This window comes from Campylobacter sp. FOBRC14, from assembly GCF_000287855.1.
Classification (GTDB): domain Bacteria; phylum Campylobacterota; class Campylobacteria; order Campylobacterales; family Campylobacteraceae; genus Campylobacter_A; species Campylobacter_A curvus.
This window is the reverse complement of record NZ_ALJJ01000009.1, coordinates 377,024-393,868: the sequence shown is the minus strand read 5'-3', so window position 1 is coordinate 393,868 and position 16,845 is coordinate 377,024. Positions and strand designations below refer to the sequence as shown.

Here is a 16,845-nt window from a genome sequence, read left to right as displayed (position 1 = left end):
TAAAAAGAGAACTCATCTCCGAGATCAAAATGCAAAACGCATGCAAGAGGTTGGCGGTATGAGAGACATAAACCCTGAAAATTTCAATAGCGTAGATGAATTCATAATTTACCTCGAAGATAAAAGAGCCACGATCGACGAGACGCTAAGAGACTTAAAAAGCACAAGAGCGGATGAAAAATTTGAGACTATGGGCGAATTCGTAAAGCGCGTGGAAGCTAGCGACGAACTGGTATATTTTCCTACCGGGCTTGATTGGCTGGACGGCGAGCTTTATTACAGAGGCTTAGCGCAAGGCAGCTTCATAAACATAGCAGGAGCTAGCTACGCAGGCAAGACCACTTTTACGATCGAGCTTTTAAAGGGGCTTGCGAAGTCTCACAAGGTAGCCTTTTTCAGTTATGAAATGTATGAAAAGGTCTTGATAAGAAAGTTTAAATTTGCTCCGCTTGAGATACTGAAAAACATGACCATCATCCAAGATAACCCGAATATCGACGTAGTGTGCGAGCGCATAAGAAAGCTCAGCCAAGCGGGCGTGATGGTCTTTGCCATAGATAGCCGCATGAAGCTAAGAGTATCGAATTCAAAGCTAAGCGAATATGAGAAAAATAACGAAATTTCAAGCAAGCTAAGCGAACTCACACGAACGCTTGGCATAGTAATAATCTTGATAAATCAAATAAGCGAAGCCGATCTTAAGGCCGGACGTCAAGCCCTAAAAGGCTCGGGCGATCAAGTCTATGACAGTGACATGATAATTTACTTAAGCGCTACGCTAAACGACAGGCAAGAGGTCGTAAAAAGGGAGCTCGTGATGGCAAAAGACAGGATAGGCGAGAGGACGTTTAAGATAAACATACCTGATTTTTACAAGAAAAACGATTATGGTGCAATCTCGGCCGTGGAGTTTAGAGAATGACCCCAAAACTAGCAAAATTTATACTACTGGAAGCCGATAATTTTGGGTATGAATTCACGCTCAAAATTTTCACGGACGAGCGCAATCAAGTGGGCGATACGCAAATCATCAAAGAAAACGAATTCAGCAAGATACCTCAAATTTTAGCCAAGGCGAACGAGCAGATCAAAAAAGCTCATAGCGAGGCTAGACAAGGCAGGTTGCTATGATCCCCCGCTACGAAAACACATTGGCGTATATGAAAGCTACCGGCAAGATACCATACGAGGAAGCCGAGCAAATGGCGGTCGTATCTTGGCTCAAAGTCAAAAAAATACCGCATATCCATGTAGCAAACGAACGTATGGCAAGCGTGCAATACAAAAAGAAGCTCAAGGCTCTTGGCACTTATGCAGGATTTCCTGATCTGATGGTATTTTTACCAAGCAAGACGCTTTTTATTGAGATGAAGCGGGCCAAAAAATCACTCAGCAAGGTTAGCGCCGAGCAAGAGGAGTGGATAGAAATCCTCAATATGTTCGACTACGCCAAAGCCAAAGTGTGTTACGGTTCTGGTGAGGCGATAGATTTTATCAAAGAGCAAGGGGTGAGGTGATGAACGCGCATGCCCTTTTCTATGATGTGCTAGATGAACTATGTCCGGGATGGGAAAATAGGCGAGACGATTATTATTTGGCTGAAATAGCATTTTTGATATGTTTTTTTGGGAGTAGTTATTGTAGAAACACAATTTCTCAAAATTTAAGACAAAACCGAGTAGAAAAGTATCGCCAAGAGCTTATCAAAATTTATCAAACCCCGATCGAAAAATTAAGAAAAATTCTACAGGAGCGAATGACCGAGAGCAGGAAAAGAGCTTGCGAAAAGAGGTATTTGCATGAAGAAAAGAGGACACTATAGGCCCTCTTTATTCCCAAAGGGATCTAGGCAAATTAAAAAATAAATTTCAAATCCTAAAAGGGTAAATTTAAAAATTGCCTACTATAAAAACAAGTTACAAATCCCAAAGGGATAAATTTAGCAAGCTTTGAAATTAAAATAATTTAAATAACAATTTCAAATCCTACAAGGATAAATTTAAAAAACTTGCTAAACTTTAAATAGATAATTTCAAATCCCACAATGGAACCAATATCTAAATTTAAGACGAATTATACCCCCCCCACATTAAAGATAACTTAAGTTTTTAAGCTCCTTTTTAAATTTGTTTCGGTCAAATCGTTTCTTTGATTTGACGACTTTTGTGTTTAGGGTTATTTGACGCCTATACGCCGCCAGTATCGTTTTGTCTCGTTTCATTTTTACCCCCAAAATATTTAATAAGCTGCGAGCGATCACTCTCGCATAGAAATTTAACTAATTTTTTGCGGTAATCGCCCTTGCTCCTGCTCCATTTTCGCAGTGTGGCATAGGGGATGCCCGTAAGCTCACCGACTTCTTTCAAGGTCATTCTAGTCTATCCTTTCGTTTTCGAGCTCATCTGGATAAAGGGAAAAATAGCAGTCCCAGCCACAAACTTGCGTTGCCAAAAGCCTGCCGTCTGTTGTTTTGAGGTAGTGAGATATGCTTTTATTTGATGTTGGGTTTTCGGCCTCTATCGTTTCAGCGACGTAGTATTTCTCGCTGTTGGTTTCATCAATGATAGCCTTTTTGTGCTTTCTTTTTGGTGGCGCAAATTCTGTTGTTTCCCACCATTCTACTTCTGTGCCTGCATTGACATAGCACCATCTGCCACGCTCGTGCGAGTAGAAGCGGACTAGATACCTGCCGTTTTCATCCACAGAGTGCTCCTTTGGGTTTGTGAATTCTAGGTCTTTGTATGTTTCTATGCTTTTCATTGGTTGCTCCTTAAATTTTCACTGGTCTCATTGACCAGCTTTTTGTATTCTTTGATCACTTCGCGCGTCATCGGCTCTTTTGTGATGTAGAGCTCCGCGTGCGCGTCCTCACCGAAGCGGTGGCTGGTGAGTATGGCGTGCTTGTCTCCAAATGGCACGCTGTCCTCGTTTGGTTTGATGTTTGGGACATTTGTCAGAATGAATTCGGCAAGCCCTCTTTCATCATCGAAACCGCCGTTTGTCTCTTTGATGTCAAGTATGCCAAAGCGCGCTTTGAGCTCTTGCACAGCTTGCTCCCTTTTCTCCATATTTTCAAACCAGCTCACATCCGCATCTGGATAGTTTGCCTTGATGAAAGCCTTTGAGAAAGCGAACATATCCTTGATGATGATGTTTGCTCTCGTGAATATGTGGGCTACACGTTGATATGGCAATGCTTTTTCTTTTTCCTTGCCATCCACACTGAGCCAAATCAAGCTGTTGTCAGCCTCTGGCTTCATAAATAGCTTGTAGCCTGCCTTTTCGAGCTTTTGCAAAAGCTCATCTGAATACTCTACAAATTCCGCACCGCTGAGCTCGTGATAGACCTCTGCTATGTCACGATCGTCTCTTGTGGTTATTTCTTGGGCTTGTTTGACAAGCTCATCAGTATTTTTCATTTGTGTCTCCTTTGGCTGGTCTATGAATTTGCCGAGCTCATCGCTATCAAATTCTTTTAGAAATGGATCGCCTTGTTTTTTGAATTCGAGTATGAGAAAATACTCGATCATATTTTCAAGGTTTTCTATTTTTCCACCGAATTCTTTTAGGCATCTTTCGACTTTTTTAAAATTTACGGAAGTTTTTTTGAACTCCGCAAATTCAAAATCTGTGGCAAATCCAAGTTCTGTCAAATTTTCTTTCGTGATACCTAATAGCTCTTTTAGTCCACCTTCAAATACACTAGCTTCGCTAATTTCACCAAGCTTGACGAGTTCGCCATTTTTGCAAAAAATGAACTTTGATTTACCGCGACCAAAGCTCAACGCCGCTACTTCATCGGCAGTAAGTTCTCTTTTTTGATTGTTGATATACACGGCATAGCCGTTTCTATCAGAACCGTATAGTTTTAGCGCCTCTACTTCGGTATCACCCTTTATCATCTCTTGATAGTAGGTATTGAGTTTTTCAAATTTCATCTTATGCCCCTTTTGTTTTGATAAGAGCATTATACGTCTTATTAGCTTAATCACTGCTTAAAAAAGACCTAATAGGAACAAAAAAAGACCAAAAAGGCACAAAATATCAAAAACACATATCTCTCAACCTTAAAAAAATCTTAGATGTCGGGGTCTTTTCAAAAATATGGTATAGAATGCACGAAAAAAAGGAAAGGTGCACGTGGCAAAGCTGACAGAGGAGACAAAAGAGAAAATTCTGGCGGATTTTCATACAGGCAAATATACGATCAGAGAGCTTGGCAAAAAATATGATGTCAGCCATACGACCGTGATGAAAATGACAAAAGGGCTCGAGCCAAAAAACAAAGAAAAAGTTGCCACTCTCATTGCGATAGAAACGGATTTGGCGGGGCAAAGTTTCCAAGAAGTTTCCAGCGTGAGAGAAGCGGTCGATACTGCGACAAAACATCTCATCTATTTTCAAAACAGAGCTCTAGCAAATCAAAAGAAAGCCGACGAGCTTTTGGAGTTTGCGGACGACTTGGCTGACATCGACGCACACAGTCGTATCACGGCGAGAAACAAAGAAACCGTGCTAGGCAAATCGCCTGAAACGATCATCCACAACACGAACGCGCAACAAAATGTAGAACAAACAAAAATCGTGATAGAAAGAAAGGGGCTCATCGATGAGTGAAGTGAATTTGCGGCTCAAATATACTGATTGGCAGCGTGAGGTCTTTTTCAAAAACAAAGCCAAATTCACGACCATAGAAAAGGGGCGCAGGAGTGGTTTCACGAAAGGTATGGCAAACGCGTGCATCGAGTGGCTCATTGAGGGCAAAAAGATACTATGGGTCGATACGGTTACGGCAAACCTGCAGCGCTATTTTGAAAGGTATTTCGTGCCCGAGCTCAAACAGCTGCCTAGCGAAATGTGGAAATTTCACGCGCAGGACAAAAAACTGACGGTAGGCGAGGGATACCTGGATATGCGCTCGGCTGAACGCCCCGAGAATATCGAGGGCTTTGGGTATGACGTAGTGATCCTCAACGAGGCGGGCATAATCCTCAAAAATTCATATCTTTGGGACAATGCGATCCGCCCAATGTTGCTAGACTATCCAAATTCAAGGGCTTTCATCGGCGGAGTACCAAAAGGCAAAAATCGATTTTTTGACTTGGCAAGCCGTGGTATGAGGAACGAAAAAGACTGGGTGAATTTTCAAATTTCAAGCTTTGAAAACCCTCTTTTGCGAAAAGAGGAGATAGACGAACTCATCGCAGAGCTTGGCGGCGTGGATAGCGATGTCGTAAAACAAGAGATATACGGCGAATTCCTAGACACTACGACGAATGCGCTTTTCCCGCTTTCGCAGATAGAGGCGGCTTTTGGCAAAGTCCGGGCGTATGAGCCAAATGCCGTGCAAATTTGGGGGCTGGACGTGGCAAGAGACGGCGACGATGAGAGCGTGCTTTGCGTGCGAGATGGCTATCACGTGGAAAATCTCGAGGGCTTTCGTATCGCCAGCACTACTGAGCTTGCCCGCGAGATATACCGTAGATACGAAATGAGCGAGAAAAAACCCGAGGCGATATTCATCGATAGCGTGGGAGTGGGCGCAGGCACATTTGACAGGCTGTGTGAATTCGGGCTGGGGCAAATTTGCAGAGAGGCAAAAGCAAGCTACAAAGCTACGAACGAGGCGAAATTTGCGAACAAGCGCGCGGAGATGTATTTTGCGCTCAAAGAGAAATTTCATCTGCTGACGATGAACGCACACGAAAAGCTCAAAAAGCAACTTCAGATGATCGAATTTCAATACGACCGCAAAGAAAGATACCTGATACTGCCAAAAGACGAACTCAAAAAAGAATACGGCACGAGCCCTGACTACGCCGACGCCTTGGCGCTGACGTTTTTCGATGATGTGATGAGCGCGAGACGGACAGAAGAAAAAAGGCAAAGATATGACGGTGATTTTTGGTAGAAAATGCAAAAAAGGGGTAGATTTTGCAGTGGCAGTTTGAGTATCTTTTGGGGAATATCGACCCCGCACTGATCCGTGACGTAGCGAAACTAGACGATGAGAGCCTGACACTCACGATGGCGGGCGTGATATGTCAGCTAGTAGGCGGGCTAAAGAGCTTCCCGTCAAAAAAATATAGAAGCGAGCTGGCGCGCGAGATGATAGCTAGAGGCATAGGCACGAAAAGGGTGCTGGAGCTAACCGGCGTAAGCAAAAGAACATATTTCAATCTGAAAAAGGAGATAAAAAATGGCAAAGAGAGCTAATCAAGAGGTCCAAGAGGCGAAAGACGCTGTGATAGACAGCGCAAACGAAGCGCCAAAGAACGAGGAGCAAGAGACTACAACTAGCGAGCCAACTACCCCGAAGCAGCCAAAAACTGAAATTTGGGTATTCATCCGTGGCGACGAGCTGGGGCAAAAGGGCGAAATCTTGTATGAATTCGCCCTAAAATTTGGCTTTCGTGAGGCTATCAAAACGGCTCAAGAGATCGCCGGAATAGAACAAAACGGCGTGATGAGCGTAGAAGCACTGACAGCTATCAACGCAGTAGATGACACAAAATTCAAAGAAAGCTTTGAATTTCTAGCCGCCATCAGAGGATAGGATATGAACTCAGACAGAACAGCCTTTTTGAGCGATCTGATACAAAAGGCCAAACGCGGTTTCGAGCACTACAAGGGCGACTTTGACAAGCTCAATGCCGCGTATTTGCTCGCTCTTGACGAGGACAAGGCCCAAAGCCTCAAAGAGCGCGGCAAGGCAAACCTTTTCATACCGAAAATCAACGCAAAGGCAAAACGTATCACGGACGCTTTGAGCGAAACGTATTTCAACAGCGACGAATTTGCAAAGCTTGAAACATACATCAACAGCTCGGCTGACGTGATAGAGAAGTGGCAAGAGGCGCTCAATCACTATACGACGATCGTGCGCCTATACAAGGTCATGATGCCGATGTTTCAAAAAATCCCGTTTCTTGGCACAAGTGTGGCAAAGGTATTTTGGCGAAAAGGACTACCCGTGATCGAGGAGGTGGAGCTTGACGATATATTTTTCGACCCGGAGGCGAAAGACCACGACGATATACGCTACTATGTCAATCGTATCAGCCTTAGTTATGAGGATCTGCGAAATTTAGCGAAGCAGAAAATATACGACAAAGAGGCGACAAATGAGCTGATCAGTAGCGACGAGGCAAAAGAGCGTAGATACGATAGGCTCGAAATTTACGACGTCTATGAGTGCGAGAACGATAAATGGTATCTAAGCACGATCGCCGATAATGTGCTCTTGCGCGATAAAGTAGAGCTAAAAGACGGCTGCCCGTTCATTTTGGGCTATATGGTGCCGCAGGTGCGAGACTTTAGCGAGCAAAATTTCGTCTGCGCCTATGGTGAGCCGCCGCTGGCTAGTATATTGCCGCTACAAGAGGAGATGAATTTTGCAAGGAATTCGCTCATTGACGCGATGAATATGCACCTCAAGCCAAAAATAGTAGCGCCTCTTTCCGCGAACATCTCAAGGACCGATCTTGAGACGATAGGCAAGCCCGTATTTACGCAAAACCCGGCACAAATAACTTTCGTGCCGCCGCCAAATATCGGTAGCGCACAGATCAATATTTCCCTCATAGACAACGAGATGAGCGAAGCAAGCGGAGTGAGCCCTCAACAAAACGGAGCGACCACGCCAAGAAAAGAGACGGCGACGATGGCTTCGATAATGGCAAACGAGGGTAGCGTCAGGGTTCAAGGCTATGTGCGTGCATACAACGAGACCTTTATCGAGCCGCTTTTCGAGCGTCTAGCTATGCTCGTATGGAAATATGGCGCGAGCGAGCTTTTTGCGGGGTATTCGCGTGATGAAGTGCCAAGCTTCAAGGTGGCGCTAAATACCGGAATAGGTGCGCTAAACAAAGAGGTGCAAAAAGACGGACTGATGCAAGCAAGTGCAGCCCTAAACGCGCAATTTGGGCTATGTATGCAGATCCAAGACATCCAAGGCGCGGCAAGGATAGTGCAGGCAAACGAAAAGATCATACGTCAAATTTTGCCACTTTACGGTATCAAAAACGTAAATGAATTTCTAGGAGACGAGGGAAAGGAGACATTAAATGCTCTCATCGATAATAACACAGCAGTCGGCGCAGTCTTTGGCGCAGGCACTGGGGAGCAACAAGGAGCTAGCGGGGGTAATGTCCCAGCAGGCGTTTATGGGGCTGATGAAGCACCTGCTTATATTAGCGGCGGAGAATTCGGCGGTGGCGTTTGACAAATCGCAAAGCGACGAGCAAAGGCTTCGCGCTATCGATAGGGTCGAAATGCTTGATGAAATTTTGGAATTCATAAAAAACTATAAGGAGACAGACGATGACAGAAAATGAGGCAATAGAGTCGCTAGTAGGTGAGCTAGCAGGAGAGCAGGCGAGCGAGGCACAGGGCGATCAAGAGGCAAATACCGCACAAGGTGCAGGAGAGCAAGCCGTGCAAGCAGACACAAAAGAGGGTGCAGGAGCGAAAGCGGACGAGGGAGCAAAATTCAGTCCCGACGCTATGGCAAAAGCAATGGTGGAAGCGATGAAAGCTGCAGAGGCAGCCAAACAAGCGCCAAACGACGCAAGTCAGGGCGGACAACCCACAATACCCGCAAACGTTTCACTGGAACAACAACAAATGCTCGAACAGCTTGGGCTCTCGCAAATGCAAGCGCAGATTAACGAGATCGCAGCAAAACAGGCTGAGGCGCAAGAGCAGGCGAGGAGACAAGCGGTTTTCAATCAAAATATCACGCAATTTGAGAAAGAATTTCCAACCATAAAACCCGAGGAGCTTGGCAAATTTGCCGAGGCAAACGGAGCGCTGGATTTTCTAGGCGAAAATTACAACGGCTGGAAGCTCGTGGCGATGGCAATGATAAATAAGGCTGCGCCGCAAAGTGAGCCTGACGCGATAGTCGGCAATGGTGGTGGAAAAAACGAAGTGAGTGCCTTTGATAGGCTCAAAAAAGGCGAAAGCGTGAGCGATCTTGAGATAGGCGCGGAACTTTTGAAAGGATTTTAAGATGAATTTTTGGGATGGGCTTAAAAATTTTGGCAACAATACGCTAGGTTGGCTTGGCGGAAGCGACAGAAGCGGAACGCCAAACTGGCTTATGGCAGCTGGCATAGCGGGCAGTCTTTACGGTGGCTATCAGCAAGAAAAAATGGCGAAAAAACAATTTAATTTGCAAAAAGACGCCTATGATTTTAACAAAATGCTTTCACAACGTGAGATAGATAGGCAAAAACAAGCAAATCAAAATTTAGCAAACGCTTGGGCAAATAGTTCTTTCTATAAAAGAAAAGACGATGAGGACGGCTACTAATGGCATACTACAATCCTCAAAGGGTAGATTTCAACCCTAGCACGATGACAATAGGAGCGGTCGGCAATATAGGCCGCTCGCTTTGGGATATTTATCAAGATAACGTTAGGAAAAATCAAACACAGGCGAAACTTGATGAGACGAATAGGTCAAATTTGGCGAGTGAAGCACAAGCTGTAGCCAATTTGGCCGAGATCGCAAGAAGCCATTACGCAAGCGAGAAACAAAGGGCAGACGAATTAGATCAAAAGAAAATTTTCAACAATGCACAAATAAATCACTGGGGGAATCAAGACAAGATTTTGGGCTTTAACGCTGACACTAGCAGGATGAATGCAAATACAGCGGCGGCTAATTTTGGGCTAAATCGTGATAAATTTGCATATCAGCAAAAAACGGATGCGGCAAAGCTAAACGATAGCGCCCTACAAACAGACATGGCACTTAACGCCCTTGGCATAACCTTGCCGCAGGAACTACAAAATTTACCACAAGAGGCACAACTCGCCTATAAAAAAGCACTACTAGGGGTGAATACTCCGAACGGGAATGTATATCAAGCGCTAAAAGATAGAGGCGTAAATCCTATGACGGGCGAAATTTCAATAAAGAAAAAGCAGCCTACGCAAGCGGAGCGAAATTCCATCACGTCACTTATCGCACTAAGCGAGCTTTTGACTGGGGCAAAGACTAGATTTACGGGCGGAGAGCAGGGAGCGTTACAAAACGCTACGCACGGGGTAGCAAATTTCTTTGGAGTCCAAGATCCCGATACTCAATTTTTCAAAGATACACTGAGAATGGCGCAGCAGCAAGCCAAAGATATGCTGGGAAGCGGGAAAATTTCAAATATGCAGTATTACGACCTTTTGCGAGCGCTGCCCGACCCTAATGCGTGGTCTGATAGTGGATACAGGACAAATAATGACGCTACGATGAATAATCTCTTAAATATTTTGACTACTAAAATTCAGACCTTAAGAGATAGCGGGATAGACACGTCAGAACTCGAGGAAAGTCTAGCACCGACCTATAAAAATATCTTTGAAAACGGGTATTTTGATAATAAATTCAGGGCATTTGACGCAAGCGGCAGACGACTAAGACAGGCACAAAACAACCAAACCCCGCAAAATAGCGGTTTTGTGCCAAAAGGGGTAGATAACAATGCTACAAACACAAATCAAAACGTAACCCAACAAAAAGCCAGCAACGGCATGATAATAAATTTCAGATAAGGATACAAAATGGCATGGATAGATATACCAAGAGGGGCAAGACAAATTCAAATAAATAATGAGTGGATAGATATACCGCAAGGCGCGACGCAATACGAGATACCAGATGCTGCTCCGCAGCAAGCCTCTAGCGCACCGTCAGCGCCAAAAGTAGCCCAAGATACGGGAAAGCAAAAAGATACTAGCCCCGTTGGGTTAGGCGATGTCATCGATGCCATAAATCCTTTTGCCGGGGCACAAAAAGGTATAGCGGCGAAAGATAAAATTTATGATGCCGTAAAAAAGGAGATCGGCGGGCTTTTCGACTATCAAGCAAATAGCGGGGCGACCGGCGAGGAACTAGAGCGTCAAAATTTAACAAAGCAGCTTTCAAAAGCGCAGCATGTAGCCGATGATACGACGCTGATAAATAAAATATTTGGTGATGAGAGTAGAACAAAGCGTATAAACGATAGCGCAGACACTCTTATGAGAAGCTGGGCTTTAAAAAACGGCTATGATGATTATGGTGAGGTGAACGGCAAAAAAGTAGTCAAAAAAGGAGATAAATTTATCCCTATCGATGAACCGGGTATCATTGATAGCTTCAGCACCAGCCTAAACGAGATGGGCGTTCCTGCCGGTGCAGTTATGCTACTTTCGAATTTACCACAATTTAGAGGCTTAAATTTAGCCGGTAAAGCCGTTACTACATTAGGAGCGACGGGTGCAGCTTCAGGACTTGGTAGGGTGATGGACGTTAAGCGTGCCGCCGACAACCTAGGTGCTGATTTAAGTGCGAGCGACTATATACAAAGAGGAGTGAATGCAAGCAATGACGACCTGACTTTAGGTCTTGCTCTTGCTAACGGAGCGAAGCTCGCTAAACCTACGCTAGGTGTGGCAAAATGGCTAAAAGATCACTCCATTACCAGTAAGGCGCTTGATCTAGCCGGGCAAACTTTGACGGATGTGCCTACTGCAAATATGCAAGGGGCTATGAAATCGGCCCGTGCATTGGCAGGTGACGAGACAGATAAATTTATACAAAACGCGAAAGAAGTAGGAGGATATGATATAGATGGCGGCAATATGACCGACCTACAAATTTTAAATCCTATCATAAATAAAGCCAAAGATCTTTCGGCAAGTGCTGCAAAGAAGCTAAATTTAGACAATATTTCAAACGCCCTATCAAACACTAAAGGACTTGACGCAAAAAGGAAAGAGGCGCTTGATATAGCGCTTGGTAATCCAAATTTAGAAAATAGAGTTGTGGCTGCATTGCAAGGAGATAAAACCGGGTCAGGCGCAAGAAACATTATCAAGCTAGCGCAGCAAGATGTCGATAACTTGAGACAAATTTTAGGTGATGAAATAAAAGCTACCGATCCCAAAGAGGTTATAGAAAAATACTACCAAGACACTAAAAATAATTTTGGCAAGGCTATAGACGAGTTGGCGAATTTTAAAGACGGACAAACGATCAAGTTAAGCGATGATGCAATAAAGCAGATGAAAGATGAATTTAGTCAAAGCGTAAATATGTTTGATCGTTCAAATCCAAAAATAAAAGCTGTGCTAGACGGGTTTGATAGCCTAAAGGGCAGAAAGCTCGACGTAAGAGATTTAAACGAACTAAGAGCCAACTACAATAACCAACTAAATGAGGTTTTAAATTCTGATAAAAATTCATATTTTACTAAGACAAATTTCATAAAAGGTAAGCAAATTTTAGAGCAAGCTATGGATGATTTATTGGGCGACGAGGGGGCAAGAGCATACCTTAAAGAACATCTAGGCGACTATAAAGCGATGAAAGGCTTTGAGAAAAATCCGTTTTTTGAAGCTATGACGAACAATAATAGCTCGATTGATAACGTTATAGATAACTTTTCGAGAGCCAACAACTCTCAAGGCAAAATTTATGATGACTTTGCAAAACGCCTTAGCCCAAAAGAGGCGGAAAAATTCGAACTTGCACTGATAAAGCAAGCTTTTGACGGCTCGATAGCAAAGACCGGGACCTTTGATATAAAAGAAATTCTAAACTCACGCGATCTAGCCGAAAACCTATCAAAAATAAATTTTACAACCGATAAAGCCAAAGCGATCGCAAAACATATCGACCAGCTTTCAAAAGCTCGCGGAAATGTAGCCGGTATATTATCAAAGCTTGACGAGAAATTTATAAAGCCTACGGTATTTACGAAAGGCATAGCTACTACAGCTGAGGGTGCGGCAAAGACGCAGTGGATAAATACCGCAAGACAAATAGCCCTAAAATATATGCCAATCATCGGCAATGACGCAGCGCTTGAGTATCACTTGAAAGAGGCCGCCAAAAATATCAAACTTGGTGGGAGTATGGATGACTACATCAAAAAATTAAAGAGTATGAACGCTCCAGAGCAAGAAATAAAGACACTGGAAAATTTTAGAAAAGATTTGGGAAAAACTTTAAAAGAGGCAAGCAAAGGTGATAACTTTATAATGAGAGACGGCGGAGTGAGAAAAACTGACTACAACATAAAAACCAGTATTGCACCAAACGTCAGAGACCTAGCAAAGCTTACGACTGATGAAATTTCAGCCGATTTGGAGTATTTGGCAAGCAAGCATCCTGAAATGTTTGAAAAGCCCAGTGATGTTTTTAGACTGGTCAGAGAAATAAAAGAGCATCCTACATATTTTTATAATAATTATAGGCTTGATGCTGGGCTGGTCATAAAACGGCTGAAAGATGGGAAAATAGGTAAGATGGTGGTCAAAAAAGATGATGGAGAGGTCTTGCATGCAACAAAAGTTAGAGAAAGGGACTTGGCTAGAATGGAAAGAGTAAGCAAGCAGATGGCGGGGACATCCACGCTCCCTGCACCTTCGCGCGCTACCGATAACATTGCGCCGAAGCAGGACGCTAATTCCGCTGGTAAGGCGTATTCATCTGCTAGCAATAACACCATTATACCACAAAACGCTAAAAATTCAAATGATTTGGAAGCAGAGCTAACGGATCTTGAAAAAGAATTTATTCGCTTATTCCCGCAAAACAAAAGCCCTCTACTAAAAACGAAAAAAGTAAAAAAGCTAAAGAGTGAATTTTATGACGATAAAACAACGCTTGCGCGCAAAATGCAGATACTAGGAGAACTCAATAAACTAAAAACCAAGTAATCTTTCAAGGCGAGGCTTGCTCGCCACTTCTTTATACTCTACTTTTTAAAATTTCATACAAATAATCAAAATTTCCCCAAATACTGCAAAAAACACCTATTTTTTGCAGTCCCCTTTCTCATAACATAGCCATAAATTTCAACAAAAAGGGAAACAATGGCTATAACTTCAACGGGCTTTCAAGCCCCGGCAACCAAACGCGTCGGACTAGTCCCATCAGTCTATGACAAGATCATCTTGATCGGTGCGGACGAAACCCCTATGTTAAGTCTCATTGGCACGAGCAAAGTAAAAAGCATCAAGCACAGCTGGATAACCGATACTATCGGCGAACCAAAGAAAAACGCCCAAATCGAGATCAGCGATTTTAGCGGTGCGGGCAAAAGCACGAAAAAGCAGCTTGACAACGACACTCAAATTTTCACAACTGAAGTGAGCGTGTCAAAGACTATGCAAACAGCACAAACTTACGGCGGAAAGGAGCTTGAGAACGAGATCACCAAAAAAGCCAAAGAGCATAAGCTAGACATCGAATACGCACTCTTTGGCCTAGGTAGAGACGCTGACGCTAAAAAGAGCGTCTTTAAGGCTGCGACCCCAAGGACAGATACGACAGCTTCCGAGATGGCAGGCATCTTTTACTACGTGGCAAATGGGGCGAGCGCATTTACTGGCGGCAAATGCGGTAATGTGCTGGCTTTCGACGCGTCAGGAGACTGGAAAGGAGCGACCACACCTCTAACAGAGAGCGTGCTAAGTCAAATTTTGCAGCAAATCTGGGACAGCGGTGCGACGCCAAAGGATGTTTTCATAGGCGCGGCGCTAAAACCGGCGATAAACAAGCTCGCTACTCGTCAATTTGGCAATGAAAAGGCTATAAATTCAAGAGTGGTGAGCCTTGATACCGACTTTGGCAAGGTAAATTTTAGGATGCACCGCTTCCTAAGTGCAAAATATGGCCTTGCCGATACACTCATTGCGGGCGACTTCGAGTTTGCTAAAAATGGGCTATTTTTGCCGACTGAGATCGAAGATGTACCGACGTCAAAAACAGCAAAACAAAAACGCTACTACACCGAGTGTTGCCTAGAAATTCGCAACCCTGCTGCATTTGCGATCGGCGTAGGATTAAAGGCATAAGATGCTTTGCACGCGCGCTAAGGAAATTTTAGAGTTAAAGTCCAAATCCGGACTAAAGCTACCTGAAAACGAAATTTTAAGCGAGTTATTTTTAGAGGCGATGCTATATGTCGCCTCTAAATGTGTGCCAAGCGAGCTAATCAGGGGTGAGGCAGATAGTGAAAAAGTATATCGTAATATCGAAAACGGCTTTTTTATATGCTATCCAGATAAACCAAATTTTTCAGACAAGAACGAACATTTGATGATAGATGAGACTTTGACATATGCCGTCATAAACGAAGTGATATTTTTACTGAATAAAGATCCATTTTATAGGGACTTGGCGATAGAACTCATAGCTCAATACAATGCAAACGACGGGAGAGAAAAAGAGTGGATTTAGAGGGATTTAACGAAGCGCTGAAAAACGCCAAAGAAATTTCAAAAATCGATTTGCTTAAGCTTTTCAAAGAGCTGACGCAAAAGTTTAAGCAAGTCAAACAAACGATAGAAAAGAGCGGGTATCATGACAAATCTTTATGAGTTGAAAATGGGGGCTGAAAAGCTTGAAGCCTTAAAAGTATTGCTCGAAAATTTAAAAGAGCTCGAAGCAGCGATAACGAGGCTAAATTTAGAGGAATTAAAGGGTATAAAATCAGCCTTCGACACCAAATACGACACCTTCGATAAATTCGTAAATAACCTCGACGCCTTAAAAAGTGAGCTTTTGAGTAAAGTCGAAGCCAAAGGTGATCGAGGCGAAAAGGGCGAGCAAGGAGAGCGCGGGCCTGTGGGACCAAAGGGAGATAAAGGCGAGAGCGGGCAAAAAGGCGACAGAGGCGATAGCTTTGCAGTGAATACCGTAGGTGTATCAAGCGATCTAGCCAAATACGCCGGCAAAGAAAAGGGGTTCAGCTTTTTAGATATGAGCAAAGGACTACTTTATTTCAAAATTTCAGATACTAGTGGCGACTGGTCGGCTCCTATCGCATTCGGAAAAGGCGAGAAAGGCGATACTGGTCCGCAGGGATTACAAGGAGAAAGAGGACCTGCCGGAGAGCAAGGAGCTCAAGGCCCAAAAGGCGAACGTGGAGAAACCGGGCCTGCCGGTGCTATAGGACCTCAAGGACTTCAAGGAGTGCCTGGAGCAAAGGGTGACGCAGGAGAAAGAGGTCCGCAAGGAATACAAGGAGTTCAAGGACCAAAGGGAGACAAGGGAGATCCAAACCCTAATGCTGAGGATAGTAAAAAACTAGGCGGATCGCTACCTGATGAATTTTACCAACGAAATCATGCGAACACCTCTAAAATCACATCAGTTACAGGCACTAGTATAGACCTGTCTCAAGGCGATAACTTCCTACTTGATATGAATGCAAAGGCAGCCCTTGTGCTAAATAATCCTCAAGTAGGCCAAGTAGGCATCATAAGAGTTACCAATGCTACGAACATCACAGGCTACGATGCCAAGATAAAGTTTAGGAATGTGCCAAGCTCATTGACAGCTAATGAGACATTTTCTTACTTTGTCCTTGATGGTGAGAATATCATCATGGGGAGAGCCTGATGAAAAGCTTGATGATGAGTGGGGGTAGTGAATGGGTATTAAAAACAAAGACGATTTTGTTAGCTTCTGGGGAAGCTATGATTTCTAGGACTATCCCTAATTTTAAAACATTTTCAATAACTCCTTCAACGTTTCCAGCAACGCAAAAGGATATAGAGCTTGTTTCAGTAACATTAAGTACTTCCTATAAGAACAATACTGCTACCTCTCCTTTTAAGAAAAAAACTTTACCTGTAACGCTTGGCATGCCTGCTAACCCTACAAGTTATGGACTTCAGGGTCGGAACAAATCACTAGAGGATACTAGCATAATTGATACTATCTGGGTAGGCACAGGGACAACTAGCGCTTCAAAGTCTTATTCGATACACATAACCTATCAGTGTAAGGAGCAAGAATAATGAAGTTTTATTTCCAAAGCACATAACTAAGGACTTTATGGCAGAAAT

The 16,845-nt window shown here is 43.7% G+C and carries 21 protein-coding genes; 18 read left to right on the top strand and 3 right to left on the bottom strand.

Going from position 1 to position 16,845, the window contains the following annotated elements; translation table 11 throughout:
- The 3 genes from HMPREF1139_RS05340 to HMPREF1139_RS05330 all read left to right on the top strand — a co-directional run.
- The coding region (locus HMPREF1139_RS05340; RefSeq protein WP_232209597.1) for a DnaB-like helicase C-terminal domain-containing protein at nucleotides 1-922 on the top strand (922 nt) is incomplete at its 5' end.
- A complete protein-coding gene (locus HMPREF1139_RS05335) occupies nucleotides 919-1,131 on the top strand; it encodes a hypothetical protein (protein WP_009649960.1) in 213 nt (70 codons plus the stop codon). The genes HMPREF1139_RS05340 and HMPREF1139_RS05335, both read left to right, overlap by 4 nt.
- Nucleotides 1,128-1,517, top strand: a complete 390-nt coding sequence (locus tag HMPREF1139_RS05330) for a VRR-NUC domain-containing protein (RefSeq protein WP_009650003.1) — start codon at nucleotides 1,128-1,130, stop codon at nucleotides 1,515-1,517. Before HMPREF1139_RS05335 ends, HMPREF1139_RS05330 begins: the two co-directional genes overlap by 4 nt.
- Before the next feature lie 669 nt (nucleotides 1,518-2,186).
- On the opposite strand, the gene HMPREF1139_RS05320 is transcribed toward HMPREF1139_RS05330, so the two are convergent.
- The 3 genes from HMPREF1139_RS05320 to HMPREF1139_RS05310 are packed head-to-tail and all read right to left on the bottom strand — an operon-like array spanning nucleotide 2,187 to nucleotide 3,938.
- On the bottom strand, nucleotides 2,187-2,372 hold the full coding sequence (locus HMPREF1139_RS05320; protein ID WP_009650338.1) for a hypothetical protein: 186 nt from the start codon (nucleotides 2,370-2,372) through the stop codon (nucleotides 2,187-2,189).
- 1 nt (nucleotide 2,373) lies between these two features.
- Nucleotides 2,374-2,760 carry a hypothetical protein gene (locus HMPREF1139_RS05315; protein ID WP_009650164.1) on the bottom strand — a complete coding sequence of 129 codons (387 nt, stop codon included), beginning with the start codon at nucleotides 2,758-2,760 and terminating at the stop codon, nucleotides 2,374-2,376.
- Nucleotides 2,757-3,938 (bottom strand): hypothetical protein, encoded by a 1,182-nt coding sequence (locus tag HMPREF1139_RS05310; protein WP_009650129.1) that lies wholly within the window; start codon nucleotides 3,936-3,938, stop codon nucleotides 2,757-2,759. The genes HMPREF1139_RS05315 and HMPREF1139_RS05310 overlap by 4 nt, the downstream gene beginning before the upstream one ends.
- A 202-nt stretch (nucleotides 3,939-4,140) precedes the next feature.
- On the opposite strand from HMPREF1139_RS05310, the gene HMPREF1139_RS05305 reads away from it, so the two are divergent.
- From HMPREF1139_RS05305 to HMPREF1139_RS05245, 15 genes are all read left to right on the top strand, one after another.
- Entirely contained in the window at nucleotides 4,141-4,617 is a 477-nt protein-coding gene (locus HMPREF1139_RS05305) for a hypothetical protein (RefSeq protein ID WP_009650270.1), read from the top strand.
- Nucleotides 4,610-5,911, top strand: coding sequence for a phosphatase (locus HMPREF1139_RS05300; protein WP_009650020.1), 1,302 nt, complete (start codon nucleotides 4,610-4,612; stop codon nucleotides 5,909-5,911). The genes HMPREF1139_RS05305 and HMPREF1139_RS05300 overlap by 8 nt, the downstream gene beginning before the upstream one ends.
- 23 nt (nucleotides 5,912-5,934) lie before the next feature.
- Nucleotides 5,935-6,216, top strand: coding sequence for a hypothetical protein (locus HMPREF1139_RS05295; protein ID WP_009650126.1), 282 nt, complete (start codon nucleotides 5,935-5,937; stop codon nucleotides 6,214-6,216).
- Nucleotides 6,200-6,556 carry a hypothetical protein gene (locus tag HMPREF1139_RS05290; RefSeq protein WP_009650158.1) on the top strand — a complete coding sequence of 119 codons (357 nt, stop codon included), beginning with the start codon at nucleotides 6,200-6,202 and terminating at the stop codon, nucleotides 6,554-6,556. Before HMPREF1139_RS05295 ends, HMPREF1139_RS05290 begins: the two co-directional genes overlap by 17 nt.
- Before the next feature lie 3 nt (nucleotides 6,557-6,559).
- Nucleotides 6,560-8,224 (top strand): portal protein, encoded by a 1,665-nt coding sequence (locus HMPREF1139_RS05285; RefSeq protein WP_009650313.1) that lies wholly within the window; start codon nucleotides 6,560-6,562, stop codon nucleotides 8,222-8,224.
- Nucleotides 8,214-8,336 (top strand): hypothetical protein, encoded by a 123-nt coding sequence (locus HMPREF1139_RS11985; protein WP_009650028.1) that lies wholly within the window; start codon nucleotides 8,214-8,216, stop codon nucleotides 8,334-8,336. Before HMPREF1139_RS05285 ends, HMPREF1139_RS11985 begins: the two co-directional genes overlap by 11 nt.
- Nucleotides 8,323-9,012, top strand: coding sequence for a hypothetical protein (locus HMPREF1139_RS05280; RefSeq protein ID WP_009650139.1), 690 nt, complete (start codon nucleotides 8,323-8,325; stop codon nucleotides 9,010-9,012). The genes HMPREF1139_RS11985 and HMPREF1139_RS05280 overlap by 14 nt, the downstream gene beginning before the upstream one ends.
- Nucleotide 9,013: 1 nt before the next feature.
- Entirely contained in the window at nucleotides 9,014-9,316 is a 303-nt protein-coding gene (locus HMPREF1139_RS05275; RefSeq protein ID WP_009650228.1) for a hypothetical protein, read from the top strand.
- Nucleotides 9,316-10,554 (top strand): hypothetical protein, encoded by a 1,239-nt coding sequence (locus HMPREF1139_RS05270; RefSeq protein ID WP_009650124.1) that lies wholly within the window; start codon nucleotides 9,316-9,318, stop codon nucleotides 10,552-10,554. The genes HMPREF1139_RS05275 and HMPREF1139_RS05270 overlap by 1 nt, the downstream gene beginning before the upstream one ends.
- 9 nt (nucleotides 10,555-10,563) lie before the next feature.
- Nucleotides 10,564-13,707: a hypothetical protein gene (locus tag HMPREF1139_RS05265; RefSeq protein ID WP_009650256.1), complete on the top strand. Its 3,144-nt coding sequence runs from the start codon at nucleotides 10,564-10,566 to the stop codon at nucleotides 13,705-13,707.
- A 156-nt stretch (nucleotides 13,708-13,863) separates the two neighbouring features.
- Nucleotides 13,864-14,847: an SU10 major capsid protein gene (locus HMPREF1139_RS05260; protein ID WP_009650285.1), complete on the top strand. Its 984-nt coding sequence runs from the start codon at nucleotides 13,864-13,866 to the stop codon at nucleotides 14,845-14,847.
- A 1-nt stretch (nucleotide 14,848) separates the two neighbouring features.
- Nucleotides 14,849-15,232 carry a hypothetical protein gene (locus tag HMPREF1139_RS05255; protein WP_009650096.1) on the top strand — a complete coding sequence of 128 codons (384 nt, stop codon included), beginning with the start codon at nucleotides 14,849-14,851 and terminating at the stop codon, nucleotides 15,230-15,232.
- A complete protein-coding gene (locus tag HMPREF1139_RS11715; RefSeq protein WP_009650205.1) occupies nucleotides 15,223-15,372 on the top strand; it encodes a hypothetical protein in 150 nt (49 codons plus the stop codon). Before HMPREF1139_RS05255 ends, HMPREF1139_RS11715 begins: the two co-directional genes overlap by 10 nt.
- The gene (locus HMPREF1139_RS05250) at nucleotides 15,356-16,396 is read left to right on the top strand and encodes a collagen-like protein (RefSeq protein ID WP_009650351.1); all 1,041 of its coding nucleotides are present in this window, start codon (nucleotides 15,356-15,358) and stop codon (nucleotides 16,394-16,396) included. Before HMPREF1139_RS11715 ends, HMPREF1139_RS05250 begins: the two co-directional genes overlap by 17 nt.
- Nucleotides 16,396-16,797 (top strand): hypothetical protein, encoded by a 402-nt coding sequence (locus tag HMPREF1139_RS05245; RefSeq protein WP_034966122.1) that lies wholly within the window; start codon nucleotides 16,396-16,398, stop codon nucleotides 16,795-16,797. Before HMPREF1139_RS05250 ends, HMPREF1139_RS05245 begins: the two co-directional genes overlap by 1 nt.
- The last annotated feature ends 48 nt before the right edge of the window (nucleotides 16,798-16,845 follow it).